The organism is Achromobacter sp. T5-5, from assembly GCF_055397965.1.
The window spans coordinates 1,981,859-1,993,479 of record NZ_AP027919.1; the positions used below are offsets into that span (position 1 = coordinate 1,981,859).

General features: G+C 68.4%; 12 protein-coding genes. 7 read left to right on the plus strand and 5 right to left on the minus strand.

All coding sequences use genetic code 11. The annotated features are described in order from the left end of the window. Window positions 1–4 precede the first annotated feature (4 nt). On the minus strand, window positions 5–721 hold the full coding sequence (locus ACZ50Q_RS08775; RefSeq protein WP_076515221.1) for an IclR family transcriptional regulator: 717 nt from the start codon (window positions 719–721) through the stop codon (window positions 5–7). A 100-nt stretch (window positions 722–821) separates the two neighbouring features. Between ACZ50Q_RS08775 and ACZ50Q_RS08780 the strand changes: the two genes are divergently transcribed. From ACZ50Q_RS08780 to ACZ50Q_RS08805, 6 genes are all read left to right on the plus strand, one after another. After that, on the plus strand, window positions 822–1,535 hold the full coding sequence (locus ACZ50Q_RS08780) for a PIG-L deacetylase family protein (protein ID WP_464081223.1): 714 nt from the start codon (window positions 822–824) through the stop codon (window positions 1,533–1,535). A gap of 5 nt (window positions 1,536–1,540) precedes the next feature. Then, window positions 1,541–2,182, plus strand: a complete 642-nt coding sequence (locus tag ACZ50Q_RS08785) for an RraA family protein (protein ID WP_464081224.1) — start codon at window positions 1,541–1,543, stop codon at window positions 2,180–2,182. Window positions 2,183–2,211: 29 nt separating this feature from the next. Beyond that, window positions 2,212–3,174, plus strand: coding sequence for a Bug family tripartite tricarboxylate transporter substrate binding protein (locus tag ACZ50Q_RS08790; protein ID WP_464081225.1), 963 nt, complete (start codon window positions 2,212–2,214; stop codon window positions 3,172–3,174). Window positions 3,175–3,299: 125 nt separating this feature from the next. Further along, a complete protein-coding gene (locus ACZ50Q_RS08795) occupies window positions 3,300–3,569 on the plus strand; it encodes a hypothetical protein (protein ID WP_076515217.1) in 270 nt (89 codons plus the stop codon). Between the two features lie 319 nt (window positions 3,570–3,888). Further along, a complete protein-coding gene (locus ACZ50Q_RS08800) occupies window positions 3,889–4,995 on the plus strand; it encodes a porin (protein ID WP_464081226.1) in 1,107 nt (368 codons plus the stop codon). A 286-nt stretch (window positions 4,996–5,281) separates the two neighbouring features. Beyond that, complete coding sequence (locus tag ACZ50Q_RS08805; RefSeq protein WP_464081227.1) at window positions 5,282–5,863, plus strand: DcrB/PsbP domain-containing protein; 582 nt, start codon at window positions 5,282–5,284, stop codon at window positions 5,861–5,863. Window positions 5,864–5,929: 66 nt separating this feature from the next. Here the strand turns inward: ACZ50Q_RS08805 and ACZ50Q_RS08810 are convergent, their stop codons facing one another. From ACZ50Q_RS08810 to ACZ50Q_RS08825, 4 genes are all read right to left on the minus strand, one after another. Then, window positions 5,930–6,478 (minus strand): DUF3455 domain-containing protein, encoded by a 549-nt coding sequence (locus ACZ50Q_RS08810; protein WP_464081228.1) that lies wholly within the window; start codon window positions 6,476–6,478, stop codon window positions 5,930–5,932. Between the two features lie 121 nt (window positions 6,479–6,599). Then, window positions 6,600–7,871: a trypsin-like peptidase domain-containing protein gene (locus ACZ50Q_RS08815; protein WP_464081229.1), complete on the minus strand. Its 1,272-nt coding sequence runs from the start codon at window positions 7,869–7,871 to the stop codon at window positions 6,600–6,602. A gap of 276 nt (window positions 7,872–8,147) precedes the next feature. Next, window positions 8,148–9,743: a gamma-glutamyltransferase gene (gene ggt / locus ACZ50Q_RS08820; protein WP_464081230.1), complete on the minus strand. Its 1,596-nt coding sequence runs from the start codon at window positions 9,741–9,743 to the stop codon at window positions 8,148–8,150. 23 nt (window positions 9,744–9,766) lie between these two features. Then, the gene (locus ACZ50Q_RS08825) at window positions 9,767–10,741 is read right to left on the minus strand and encodes a Bug family tripartite tricarboxylate transporter substrate binding protein (RefSeq protein WP_092582749.1); all 975 of its coding nucleotides are present in this window, start codon (window positions 10,739–10,741) and stop codon (window positions 9,767–9,769) included. Window positions 10,742–10,954: 213 nt separating this feature from the next. On the opposite strand from ACZ50Q_RS08825, the gene ACZ50Q_RS08830 reads away from it, so the two are divergent. Next, window positions 10,955–11,611: a GntR family transcriptional regulator gene (locus tag ACZ50Q_RS08830; RefSeq protein WP_076515205.1), complete on the plus strand. Its 657-nt coding sequence runs from the start codon at window positions 10,955–10,957 to the stop codon at window positions 11,609–11,611. The last annotated feature ends 10 nt before the right edge of the window (window positions 11,612–11,621 follow it).

Genomic DNA, 11,621 nt, shown 5'->3' on the forward strand with positions numbered 1-11,621 from the left:
CGCGCTACGCCGCGTCCGGACGGTACAGCACGGTCCGCATCTCGGCCGAGGCGCCCAGCCGCTGGGACAGTTCATCGGCGCGTTCGAGAATCATCGCCTCGAATGCCGGCGCATCCACCGTCTTCAGCCGCGCCGATGGCCCGGCTATCGTCAGCGCGCCGACGAAGCGGTCTTCCTGGCCGATGACCGGCACCGACCACGACGAGGTGTAGGGGTCGCGCGCGCCGCAGGAAAAGATCGGCAGGCGCGTCTGGTCGCGCCGGGCGCCTTGCGCCCAGATCGCGAAGACCTGGCCGGTCGATGACTTGTCCGGCGGCATCACGCTGCCGGCGATGACCTGGCTGTGCAGTCCTTCGTGCGGTTGATGGCGAAAGAGGCACAGCCGCTGCCCCGGTTCCCCGCCTTCGACGTAATAGGCCGCGCTTTCGCCGGTATCGGCCGACAGGCGTTCGAGCACGGGCATGACGACCGCCTCCAGGTCGAAGCCGCGTTCGTAGACGCGCGCCAGGAACAGCACCCGCGGCCCCAGGCCGTAGCGTCCGTCGGGTTCGCGCACGACGTAGCCGCAGCGCGCCAGCGAATTGAGCAAGCGAAAGATGGTCGTCTTGTGCAAGGGCAGGCGCGTCGCGAAATCCGCCAGCGACAGATGTTCGGCGCCGGGCCGAAAACAATCCAGCACGCTTAGCGCCCGTTCGACCGCCACGACACCGTCATTGCTCATGAACGCTCCAAAAGTATTGAATTTATTGGGTAATTGTACGTAATACAACGCCGTTTCAGAAATCTACAATACCGGAAATCTGTTGATTCGGGAGTCCGAGATGTCGAGTTCGATGCTGGTGGTGACCGCCCATGTGGGCGACTTTGTCTGGCGCTGCGGCGGTGCGATGGCCCTGCACGCGCAGCGCGGCGTGGAGGTGCACCTGGTCTGCCTGAGCTATGGCGAGAACGGGGAATCCAACGCCGCCTGGAAGGGCGATACGCAGCGCGATGCCGTCAAGGCCCAGCGCCACGCCGAAGCCCAGGCCGCCGCCGCGATCCTCGGCGTGAGCTCGCTGGACTTCCACGATCTGGGCGATTACCCGCTGCCCGATTCGCCGGATTCCGTGCGCCGCATCTCGGAAACGATGCGCCGCATCAAGCCGTCGGTGGTGCTGACGCACCCCGAGCACGACCCGTCCAATCTGGATCATTGCCGCACGTTCGAAATGGCGCTGCGCGCCCGCATGCAGGCGATGGCGCCCGGCCATGGCGCCGACTTCGTGGTGCCGCCGCAGGTGTTGTGCTTCGAGCCGCACCAGACCGAACTGTGCGGCTTCAAACCCAACGTCCTGCTGGACATTACCGACGTCTGGGAGCGCAAGTGGCAGGCCATGCAGGCCATGCCGACCCAGAGCAATCTGTGGGCGTACTACGAACGCGTGGCGCTGCAGCGCGGCGCGCAGGCTGGCCGCCGCGGCAAGACGGCAGGCACGCGCTATGGCGAGGCCTTTCAAAGCATTTTTCCGGCCGTCGTCTCGGCCCTGATGGAGTGATTCCGATGAAAGACATGCAGGAAGCCGCCCTGACCAGCACCTTGCTGGCCGATGCCGGCGCCCGTCACCTACGCGCGGCGATCAAACCCTTGCGTGCGGGCTGGTCGGTGCGCGGCCGCGCGCTGACGGTCTCGGTGCCCGCCGGCGACAACCTGGCGATCCACGCCGCGCTGGCCATCGCGCAGCCCGGCGATGTGCTGGTCGTCGATGCCCAGGGCTACGCCGAGCGCGCGGTGATGGGCGGCATCATGTGCGCGCAGGCCGCGGCCTGCGGCATCGCCGGCGTGGTGATCGACGGCGCGATGCGAGACGCCGCGGAATTGCGCCAGGGCGCGTTGCCCGTCTTTGCCGCCGCCGTGTCGCCGGCCGGCCCTTTCAAGGCCGGGGGCGGCAGCGTGAACCGGCCGATCCAGTGCGGCGGCGTGCGCGTCGAACCGGGCGACTGGATCCTGGGCGACGACGACGGGCTGGTCGTGGTCGGGCCGGAGCAACTCGAATCCATGGTCACGGCCGCGCTGGCCAAGGCCCAGGCCGAAGCCCGCCGCATGGCCGCCATTGCGCGCGGCGAACTGCGTCCGGCCTGGCTCGACGATGCACTGGCCCAGGCCACGATCGACATCGGCCCGGCCCGGCCGGCGTCGGCATAACAGCTATCCAATACAACAGGAGGAAGACAATGAACTTCAAGCACACCCTGGGCGCGATCGCCCTCATGGCGGGCCTCGCGCCCCTGGCCGCCGCGCACGCGGATTATCCGGACAGGCCGATACGCATGATCGTGCCGTTCGCGGCGGGCGGTCCGGCCGACATGGTCGGTCGCGAATTCGCCAAGCTGTTCGGCGAAAAGCTCGGCCAGCCGGTCGTGGTGGTGAACGCGGGCGGCGGCCACGGCGTGCCCGCCCTCAATCAGGTGCTGGGCGCCGAGGCTGACGGCTACACGCTGCTCATGCCGGCCTCGGGCAACATGACGGTGCCGTCCAAGGCCATGCAGGGCAAGCAGGTGCTGGAAATCCTGGCGCCCATCAGCCAGTTGACCGAAAGCCCGCACGTGCTGGTGGTGAACGCGCAGATGCCGGTGGACTCGGTGCAGGGACTGGTCGATTACGCCCGCGCCCACCCGGGCAAGGTCAACTTCGGATCGGCGGGCGTGGGCGGCGTGGCGCATCTGGGCATGGAGCTCTTCAAGAGCAAGGCCCAGGTCGACGTGGTGCACGTGCCCTATCGCGGCACGTCGCAGGTGCTGACTGACCTGGCGTCGGGCCAGGTGCAGGCGCTCTTTAGCAGCATGCCGTCGCTCAAGCCCATGATCGACAAGGGGACGGTGAAAGCGCTGGCCATGAGCGCGCCGAGCAAGGGCGCGGACACGGCCAAGCTGCCGCTCATTTCGCAGACGCTGCCGGGCGTCTCCTACACCACGTGGTACGGACTGTTCGCGAAGGCGGGGACGCCGCCCGAGGTGCTGGCCAAGCTGAATGCGGCGGTCATCGACACGCTGAAGAATCCCGAGCTGAACCAGAAGTTCGAGTCGCAGGGCGTGGAGTTCCTCTCCAGCACGCCGCAGCAGCTTGCCGACACGGTACGGCGCGACACGGCGCAGTGGTCGGCGCTGATCGAGGCGGCCGGCATCCAGATCGAGTAGGCCGCGCAAGGCGGCGGCCCGGAAAAGGGGGCCGCCTGCCCGGCGTTCTGCTACGACTTAACACGTCTTGCCCGGCCCGGCTTTGCTATAAGAATGGCTATAGCTTTTCGGAAGGGGCCGGGTAAATGTCGATTCTCACCATCAGCCGCTGCGGCGCGGCGTTGTTCTTCGTTGCATTGGCGGCAGGCTGCTCGTCCAGCAAACCGCCGGCGGCGGACAAGGCCAGCATGTCGGAGGCCACGCCCGCCCGGGCCAGCAACGAATGCAAGGCCAACCGCCGCAAATGCCTGCACGAGGGCTCTTACGACGTGGGCGAACGCGATTACGCGGAAGACGAGGCCAAGCGCCTGAACCTGGCCGAAGCGCAGCGCCTGCGGCGGCTGTTCGGCAATTGATCACAACGCACTGAGCGAGCGCCCGGCCGCCTGGCCGCGCATCGCCTTGGCGCGACGCGCTCGCTCGAGCCGCGCCCATCCTTCATAGCACACGCGCGTTACGCCCTTTCCGGCGCTGCGCATCGCCGCGCGGATGTCGGGCGTGCGCGACAAAAATCCCCTTGTTTACGGTTCCCGGCGCGAAATCGCTTGCGTCCCCAGAACTGACATATTGCGTCCCTAGAATTCGTTCCTGCCATGCGCCGTGTGCATCACTGTGCCGCCCGCGCTGCGGGCCAGGCCACCTGCGCATGTCTGTTCAAACCAATGGGAATCAGTAATGAAAAAGACTTTGTTCGTCACCGCACTCTTCGCCGCGCTGTCCGGCGCGGCGCAGGCGGAAACCTCGGTGACGCTGTACGGCCTGATCGATACGGGCGTTGGCTACCAACGCATCAAGGGCGACAACGACCACGAGTCGAAGTTCGGCATGACCAACGGCGTGTCCAGCGGCTCGCGTTGGGGCCTGCGCGGCGCGGAAGACCTGGGCGACGGCCTGAGCGCCGTGTTCACGCTTGAAAGCGGTTTCAACTCGGGCAACGGCCAGTCGGGCCAGAGCAGCCGCCTGTTCGGCCGCCAGGCCACCGTCGGCCTGAAGAGCGCGTCGTGGGGCCTGCTGGAGTTCGGCCGTCAGACGAACATCGCCTCCAAGTACCTGGGCTCGATCGATCCGTTCGGCGGCAGCTACGGCCAGGCCAACATCGGCGTGGCCTTCAGCGCCGCGAACACCGTCCGCTACGACAACATGGTCCAGTACTCGACCCCGTCGTTCGGCGGCTTCCAGGCTGGCATCGGCTACTCGTTCAACGTCGCCGACACGACCTCGGCCCAGACCGGCTTCGCGACGGCCGACAACACCCGCGGCATCACCGCCGGTGTGCGTTACGTGAACGGTCCGCTGAACGTCGCCCTGACGTACGATCAGCTCAACCCGGCCAACCAGTTGCGCAACGATGCCACGCCCAAGTCGTGGAGCATCGGCGGCTCGTATGACTTTGAAGTCCTGAAGCTGGCGATGGCCTACGGCCAGACCCGCGAAGGCTGGTTCGCCGGCCAGGGCATCAACGCCTTCGGCAGCGGCAGCCCCACCGCCAAGGGCTTCGGCACGAACGTCGCCGTGGACGACTTCAAGGCCAACTCGTACATGGTCGGCCTGACCGTGCCGCTGGGCGCCAGCAGCATCATGGCCTCGTGGCAGCGCGCCGATCCGGACAGCGATGTGCTGACCGGTGGCGATTCCGCCATGAACGTGTACAGCCTGGGCTACACGTACAACCTGTCCAAGCGCACGAACCTGTACGCGCTGGCGTCCTACGCCACCGACTACGCGTTCATCGACGGCGTGAAGAGCACCGTGGGTCTGGTTGGTATCCGTCATCGCTTCTAAGCGGCAGACGTGATGGGCGGCGCGCGCCAGGCGCGCGCCGCTTGCGCCCTGCACCGCGGTTGCACTGAGCGGATTGGGCGTCTTACCCGGCCACAGACGCGAAAAAAGCGGCCACCTCCCTAGCTCCACTCTCAGTCCGCTCACCCGAACTCCGATCATGGCAAGCAAAAGGCCCGCGCAGCGATGCGCGGGCCTTGCCATTTTCCGGCCCGGCGCCGTTGTAGTATTGGAAGCTCTGCCCAATCAACGGATAGCTATGCACACGCACCACGCACGGCTCGCGGAAATGACACTGGCCTTGGCGCTTGCCATGGGCGCGGGCGCGCCCGCGCTGGCCCAGGATGCCCCAGCGGCGGCGCAGGATCCCAACGGCGCGCCGGTGGACGCCGCGCCTCAGCCGCCGCAGACGCTGCAGGTGCTGGACGGCAAGCTCAAGGTCGTCATTCCCGCGGGTTTCACCGAGACCGAATTTCCGTCCGACCCGGCCACGCCCGAGGTCGCAGGCAAGATCTATCTGAACCGCGCCACCATGCAGGCCATCATCGTGATCGATGTGCCGGTCGACCTGGCGGTGGGCGACGACGACGCATTCACGTTGGGCGCCATGGCCGCGGGCTTCCAGTCGCAGCAGCAGGAAGCGGTGCCCTCGTTCAAGAAGACGGGCGATGGCGCCTTCAAGGTCGGCGGCATCGGCGTGTTCCAGCTGGACGCGAGCAGCAGGCTGTCCGGCCGTCCGGCCGAACTGACGGCGCTGTTCGCCGCGTCGGGCAAGAAGGTCGTGACGTTTTCCGCCTATACCCTCGCGCAGGAAAAGGCCCGGCATCCCGAGCTGATCGAAGCGCTGAAGCGGGGCATGTCGGCGGGGTAGTGATGCCGTGCGCGCCGGCCTGCGTTGCGCGCGCGGTTGTGCCGAGCCCCTCGCGGGACAGCCGGGTCAGTTGGGTTTCCAGAACACGTAGTCGGCCTGGTAGCTGACCTGCTCACGCTGGCCTTTGTTGGCCGCCGAGCAAGGCGCGGACGGCGCGCCGCCACCCGAGCGGACGAGCCGCTGGATGTACGTGACGCCAGTCAAAAGCCCCACGCCTGCCGACGGATTGGCCAGCACGAGCTGGTCGTACAGGCGGTCGGGCCCGGCAGAAGCGCGCACGGTTTCCATCCCCGTCAACGCCGAGCCATCGGATGCCCGCCAGGTCTCGGGCGGACTCTGGTACGTGCCGGTCTGGCCGGACTGGCCCGCGCCCAGCGTGGCGGCCGCGCTGGCGATCACCCAGGCGTAACGTCCGCCGTCCGTGGGCATCATCCGGCATTCATACGTGACCGCGCCTTGCGCCGGGGCCTGCCAGACGATGCGGTTGTCGGCCGGCACCTGCATGATCTGCGGCACGTTGCCCTGCGCCGCCGCGCTGGCCGAGGCGGCCGCGAGGCTTGCCGCGAGCAGCAGGGCGGACAATGCCGGACGCTTGTGAGTCGGAATGCGGTTCATCCGTGCTCCTTCTGGCGGGCCGGGCGCGCCCGCGGTGGCAGTGGCGTGTTGCGCGTGCCCGTGGTCCGGCGCTGGGTCCGGGATCGGGCCATTCTGCCATGAATCCCCCGCGCCGCCTGCCTCAATTCACCACCAGCGTGTAGGTCGCGCGGCCGCGCAGCAGGGTCAGCACCAGCGGCTGCGAGCCGGCCCCGGCCAGGAGGTCGCGCAGGTCCGCCAGCTTGCTCACCGGGCGCTGGTTCACGCCGATGACGATGTCGCCGCGCTGCAGGCGCGCGGCTACCGGTCCGCGTTCGGGAAAGGTGGCGCTGACGGCGACCCCGTCGTTTCCCTGCAGGCGCTGCGCGCGTCCGACCTCGGACAGCTCCACGCCTGTCAGGCGCGCATCCAGCGCACCCGCATGCAGGCGTTCGCTCTGTTCCGGTTCGATGCGCAGCAGCACTTCCGTCTTCGCGCCGGCGCGCGACAGCCCCAGCCGCACTTGGCGGCCGACGGGCAGCAGGCCCTCGGCGTTGCGCAGTTGGGCGCTGGAGCCGATGGCCTTGCCGTCGATCGACAGGATCTGGTCCCTGGCCTGGATGCCGGCCTTCTGCGCGGGCGAGCCGTCGGCCACGCGCGCCACGACGACGCCGGTCGATCCGGGCGCCAGGCCAAGCTGGCGTGCGTTGCGCGGCGTGATGTCCAGCGTGTCCAGCCCCAGTCCGCCCCGCTGCACCTGGCCGTGCTGCAGCAATTGCCGCATGACCTCGCCCGCCAGGTTGGACGGAATGGCAAAGCCGATGCCCACGTTGCCGCCGGACGGCGTGTAGATCATGGTGTTGATGCCGACCAGATCGCCGTTCAGATTGACCAGCGCGCCGCCGGAATTGCCGGGATTGATGGACGCGTCGGTCTGGATGAAGTTCTGGTAGCCCGCGGCGCGCAGGCTGGAGCGGTCCAGCGCGGAGACGATGCCGGACGACGCAGACTGTCCCAAGCCGTAGGGGTCGCCGATCGCGACCACGAAATCGCCCACGCGCAGGTCGCTGGAGTCGGACAGGGTCAGTGCCTGCAGATTCTGCGCGGGGATGCGCAGCACCGCCAGGTCCGTATCCGGATCGCTGCCCACGACCGTCGCATTGAAGCTGCGTCCGTCCTGCAGGGACACGCGGATCGACGCGGCCCCGCGCACCACGTGATGGTTGGTCAGGATATTGCCCTGGGCCGCATCGACGATGACACCCGAGCCCACGTTCTGCCGCATGCTGCCTGGCGCGCGCGCGGCGCCCGCGGCCTGTGTGCCGGCCGAAGCCGAGATGTTGACGACGGCGGGCGTCACGCGTTCGAGCATGGGCGCCAGCGAAGGCAGGGGCTGGCCGTCAACCGCCAGCGGCAGGGCGGCGCGGACGGCCATGTGACTGCAAGCCAGCAGGACGAGGCACGCGGCGGCGAGGGTGGCGCGCAGGCGGTGCGGGAGCAAGGGCCGCGGGGCGGGGCGGCGATTGACGCGGGGCGGTGAAGCCGGGTGGGGCATTTCGGTCCTTCTTGCAGCGAGGCGGCAGTATCGGCCGGCGCTGCTGCAGGCATGTGACGGCGCGCGAGGCGGTTGGCGTGCGGCGCGGGCGCGCGCCGGACGGTCACGGATTGTCGCCGAACTTTCGCGGGAAAGTCCGGCTTGCCCCGCAATGCCTCAGAAGCCGACTGCCTGGCCGTCGCGGCGCGAGTCGGAGGCGGCCACGTAGCCGCCTTGCGGCAGGCGGCATATGAGCTGGGCCGAGCCGAACTCCAGGCTGTCCGACGGTGCCACCGCGACGTTGTGGCCGCGCGCGCGCAGCGTGTCGACCACGTCGGCCGGCAGGTGCGATTCCACGTTCACGACCGGACCGTTTTCCACGCGGAAGCGTGGCGCGTCGCTCATGGCCTGCGGGTTCTGGCCGAAGGCCGCCAGGCGCGTGACCATCTGCAGATGGCCCTGCGCCTGCATCGAGCCGCCCATCACGCCGAACGACATGACGGGTTGGCCGCCGCGCGTGACGAACGCCGGAATGATGGTGTGCATGGGCTTCTTGCGCGGCGCGACCTGGTTGGCGTGGCCGGGTTTGAGCACAAAGTTCAATCCGCGGTTGTGCAGGCTGATGCCGGTGCCGGGCACGACCACGCCCGAGCCGAAGCCGTGATAGTTGGACTGGATGAACGACACCATCGTGCCGCCGGCGTCGGCCGCGGTCAGGTAGACCGTGCCGCCCGTGGCGGGCGTGCCGGCGGTCGGCACGCTGGCGCGTTCCATGGAAATCAGGCGCGCGCGGTCGGCCAGGTAGGCACGGTCGAGCAGGGCGCGCGCGTCGGTGCGCATGTGGCGCGGGTCGGCGATGTGATGGTGCAGGTCCGCGAACGCCAGCTTCATGGCTTCGATGCTGACGTGGTAGTAGTCGGCGCTGTCGCGGCCCATGCCTTCCAGGTCGAATTGTTCAAGCATGCCCAGCGCCATCAGCGCCGAGATGCCCTGGCCGTTGGGCGGAATCTCGTGCAGTTCGTAGTCGCGGAACGACTGGGAAATGGGCTTGACCCACTCGGCCTGGTGTTCGGCCAGGTCCGCGGCGGTCAGCGCGCCGCCCGTTTGGCTGGCAAAGTCGGCGATCTTGCGGGCCAGTTCGCCGCGGTAGAAGCTTTCGCCGCCGGTTTCGGCGATCTCGCGCAGGGTCTTGGCCTGCTCGGGAAAGCGCCACCATTCGCCGGCCTGCGGCGCGCGGCCCTGCGGCAGGAACGCGTCGGCAAACCCGGGCTCGGCCGCGAGCTTGGGCGCCTGGTTGGCCCATTGGCGCGCGATGGTGGGCGACACCGCGAAGCCGTCTTCGGCGTAGGCGATGGCGGGCTCGAACAACTTGGCGAAGGGCAGCTTGCCGAAGCGGTCGGACAGGGCCTTCCAGCCCGCGACCTGCCCGGGCACCGTGACCGTTCCCCAGCCGGTGCCCGGCATGGCGTCGCGGCCCTTGAAGTACTCGGGCGTCCAGGCGGCCGGCGCGCAGCCGCTGGAGTTCAGGCCGTGCAACTGGCCGTCGTGCCAGATCAGGGCGAACATGTCGCCGCCGATCCCGTTCATGACGGGCTCGACGACGGTCAGGGCGATCGCGGTGGCAATGGCGCTGTCAACGGCATTGCCACCGGCCAGCAGCATGCGTAGTCCCGCCTGCGCAGCCAGCGGCTGGCTGGTCGCGACCGCGTTGGCGGCCAGGACCGGCATTTTTCGGGAAGCGTACGGAAAAGACCAATCGAAGGGGGAGGACATGGATGCTGGAACTCGTAAGGGGATTACTGCGGGGTGATGCCGGCCTGGTCGATCAACTGCTTGGTGCGCGGAATCTCGGCCTTGATGAAGGCGGCGAATTCCTCGCGGCTGCCGCCACGCGGCTCGGCGCCGGCTTCGGCGAGCTTACCGCGCAACGCGGGGTCGGCGAGCACTTTGTTGACGGCGCGGTTGAGTTTGTCCAGGATCGGCGCGGGCGTGCCTTGCGGGGCGACCAGGCCGTACCACGGCGCGATGTCGTAGCCCGAGAAGCCCTGTTCGGCGATGGTGGGAATCTCGGGGGCCAACGCCGACCGCTTCGAGTTGGACATGCCCAACGCCAGCAGCGCGCCGCTCTTGGCCTGGGGCAGGCCGGTCATGATCGTGTCGAAATACATCGACACCTGGCCGCTCAGGAGCGCGGGGATGGCTTCGCCGGCGCCCTTGTAGGGCACGTGCAGGATGTCGATGCCCGCGACGGACTTGAGCATTTCACCCGCCATGTGCGAGGTCGTGCCCGTGCCGAACGAGGCGTAGGTCAGCTTGCCGGGGTTGGCGCGCGCGTAGGCCACCATCTCGGGCAGGGTCTTGAAGGGCTGCGACGGATTGGCCAGCAGGATGTTGGGCGTGTAGGCCACCATCGACACCAGTTCAAAGGCGTCCGGATCGTAGGCCAGGCGCTTTTGCAGGAAGCGGTTGGTGACGACCGCGGCCGGGCCGCCCATCAGCAGCGTGTAGCCGTCCGGCGCCGAGCGCGCGACCGAGGCGCTGCCGATGGCGGCTGCGGCGCCGGGGCGGGCTTCGATGACGAAGGGCTGGCCCAGTTCGGCCGACAGCGCCGCGCCGAGCTGGCGCGAGATCAGGTCCGTGGCCGAGCCGGCCTGGAACGGCACGACGATGCGCACGGGATGCTGCGGCCAGTCCGTGGCCTGGGCCCCGGCCTGAGCCGCAAAGGCCATCACGGCGGCGCCTGCCAGCGCCCGGATGAGACGAAATTTCATGGGTTCCCCTTGATCGCGTATTGGAAAGCGTATAAGCCGGGCGGGTCTCTTGCCCCTTCCGGCCGGTCGGGCGCGGCGGGCCGCGTCCTGGCTGGATTAGACGCAAGCCGCGCTCACCCGGCCATTAGTGTTTGCATCCATGGATCATTGGATCCAGTTTGTGTTATTTTCGCCCTTATCTATCATGGCGGCTTTCCAAGCCCGGGGACGTAAGTGCTGCAATTCCAGAAGACAGCCATCAGCGCCGAAGACGAGGCGTACCTGCACCTGCAGCGTGAAATCCGGCTGGGACGCTACGCGCCCGGCCAGCGCCTGGTGCCCGACGTCGTCGCCGCGGAAATCGGCACCAGCCGCATGCCGGTGCGCGGCGCGCTGCGCCGCCTGGCCTCGGAGGGTCTGGTCGAAATCCGCGCCAACCGCGGCGCCGTGGTGCGCGGCCTGAACCAGCAGGAAATGCTCGAGGTCTTCGAGATGCGTTCCGTGCTGGAAGGGCTGGCCGTGCGCAACGCGGTCTCCAACATGGGCGCCGAGCCCCTGCGCCGGCTGACCAACATGCTCGAGCAGCTGGACCAGGGCGCCGGCGAAGACCTGGACTGGACCACCGCCCACCGCGAGTTCCACGAATACCTGTGCAGCTTCTGCAAGCAGCCGCGCCTGTTGAACCAGATATCCGAACTGCATTCCGTGGTCGAGCCCTACATGCGCCTGTGGGCCGCCCAACCTGGCCGCGTGCTGCGCGTGCGCGAGTCGCACCAGGAACTGATCGACGCGCTGCAGACCCGCGACGCGGCGCGCTGCGAGGCCGCGATGCGCCAACACGTGCTCAACACCGTGCCGGCCTTGCAGGCGTTCCTGGCGCAGGCGGGCTGACCCGACCGCG

Coding starts and splice junctions, on each gene's coding strand:
- ACZ50Q_RS08775 (WP_076515221.1), bottom strand. CDS start 721: ATGAGCAATGACGGTGTCGTGGCGGTCGAACGGGCGCTAAGCGTGCTG.
- ACZ50Q_RS08780 (WP_464081223.1), top strand. CDS start 822: ATGTCGAGTTCGATGCTGGTGGTGACCGCCCATGTGGGCGACTTTGTC.
- ACZ50Q_RS08785 (WP_464081224.1), top strand. CDS start 1,541: ATGAAAGACATGCAGGAAGCCGCCCTGACCAGCACCTTGCTGGCCGAT.
- ACZ50Q_RS08790 (WP_464081225.1), top strand. CDS start 2,212: ATGAACTTCAAGCACACCCTGGGCGCGATCGCCCTCATGGCGGGCCTC.
- ACZ50Q_RS08795 (WP_076515217.1), top strand. CDS start 3,300: ATGTCGATTCTCACCATCAGCCGCTGCGGCGCGGCGTTGTTCTTCGTT.
- ACZ50Q_RS08800 (WP_464081226.1), top strand. CDS start 3,889: ATGAAAAAGACTTTGTTCGTCACCGCACTCTTCGCCGCGCTGTCCGGC.
- ACZ50Q_RS08805 (WP_464081227.1), top strand. CDS start 5,282: ATGACACTGGCCTTGGCGCTTGCCATGGGCGCGGGCGCGCCCGCGCTG.
- ACZ50Q_RS08810 (WP_464081228.1), bottom strand. CDS start 6,478: ATGAACCGCATTCCGACTCACAAGCGTCCGGCATTGTCCGCCCTGCTG.
- ACZ50Q_RS08815 (WP_464081229.1), bottom strand. CDS start 7,871: ATGGCCGTCCGCGCCGCCCTGCCGCTGGCGGTTGACGGCCAGCCCCTG.
- ggt (WP_464081230.1), bottom strand. CDS start 9,743: ATGTCCTCCCCCTTCGATTGGTCTTTTCCGTACGCTTCCCGAAAAATG.
- ACZ50Q_RS08825 (WP_092582749.1), bottom strand. CDS start 10,741: ATGAAATTTCGTCTCATCCGGGCGCTGGCAGGCGCCGCCGTGATGGCC.